Source organism: Lapidilactobacillus mulanensis, from assembly GCF_003946215.1.
Taxonomy (GTDB): domain Bacteria; phylum Bacillota; class Bacilli; order Lactobacillales; family Lactobacillaceae; genus Lapidilactobacillus; species Lapidilactobacillus mulanensis.
Window position 1 is genome coordinate 1 of sequence record NZ_RHOW01000102.1, and the last position, 1330, is coordinate 1330.

Consider the following 1330-nt stretch of genomic DNA (forward strand, 5'->3'; position numbering starts at 1 on the left):
AGTGTACAATATTTTGTGTAAATAGTAATTGAAAAGGGAAGACCTTCCCCGTATGATTAAATCGCCAAACATAATCAACGGAGGTCTTCCCCCATGGATCAGTTTAACAAAGAAATCGCTCAAGCACTACTATCTCAAGGAAATTTAAAAGAGGTTTTTCGTGCTCAGTTAGAGAGAACAGTCAACAGCCTACTTCAAGCTGAATTAACCGCAATTTTAGGCTACGATCCATATGATCGCAGTGGTTTTAACAGCGGAAATTCCAGGAACGGACAGTACTTTCGTCAAATAGCTTCCGAGTATGGAAAACTAAATATTTGCGTACCACGTGACCGTAATGGTGAATTCAAAGCAGCACTCATTCCGCCGTACACGCGTCATGTTGATGCCTTAGAAGAGATGGTTATCAAGCTCTACGAAAAAGGAATCACAACACGTGAAATTGCCGATTTAATCGAGAAAATGTACGGATCGCACTACTGCGCAACAACGATCTCAAACATGACTAAGGTCGTCGAGGGACAAGTTGAAACTTTTCATGAACGTCATTTTACTGAGGCAAACTTCGTTTGTCTCTTCATCGATGCGACTTATCTTCCACTCAGACGAAATACGGTTGAACGTGAGGCGGTCTATATCGCGATTGGCATCACGGCAAACGGAGAGAAACAGATTCTTGATTACCAGATCGCTCCAACTGAAAATGGCGAAGTTTGGTCAGAATTATTAGGTGGGCTTGTAAAAAGAGGTATCATCAACGTTCAACTGGTCGTCGCTGATGGAATGGTGGGACTTGAATCGGCGTTGGAGAGGAGCTACCCACAGGCAAAATTCCAGCGTTGCCTCGTCCATATGAGTCGTAATATTTTCAAAAAAGTACGTGTTAGCGACCGGCAGGCCGTTATGTCTGAATTCAAACAGATTCACCAAGCAACGACAAAATCTGAGGCACAAAAAGTCCTGGACACCTTTATTACGCACTGGGAAACTAGCTATTCTAAAATGACGAAACGCTTAGCAGAGACCCAAAATCTGCTTACTTTCTTTGATTTCCCAACGAGTATTAGAGCCTCGATCTACTCGACCAATCTTATTGAATCTTTCAATAAATCGATCAAGCGAAAAACCAAAGCAAAGGAACAATTTCCAAATGAAGACGCGTTAGATCGTTTCTTAGTCACACAGGTGTTGGCCTACAACGAAAAGAACTTTGGCAAGTCTCATCGTGGATTTAAACAGTGCCAGGATACATTAGAATCGATGTTTTGAAATTGGTCATTTAATCATGCAAATAAGAGTTACTCATTTACACAAAATTCTTGACACTCTC

The 1330-nt window shown here is 41.6% G+C and carries 1 protein-coding gene; it reads left to right on the plus strand.

Annotated elements, in window-relative coordinates; translation table 11 throughout:
• Positions 1 to 93 precede the first annotated feature (93 nt).
• Positions 94 to 1269, plus strand: a complete 1176-nt coding sequence (locus EKM67_RS10690; RefSeq protein ID WP_125578955.1) for an IS256 family transposase — start codon at positions 94 to 96, stop codon at positions 1267 to 1269.
• Positions 1270 to 1330 lie beyond the last annotated feature (61 nt).

Excerpts from the sequence above, each read along its gene's own strand:
- EKM67_RS10690 (WP_125578955.1), top strand. The coding sequence starts at position 94 with ATGGATCAGTTTAACAAAGAAATCGCTCAAGCACTACTATCTCAAGGA.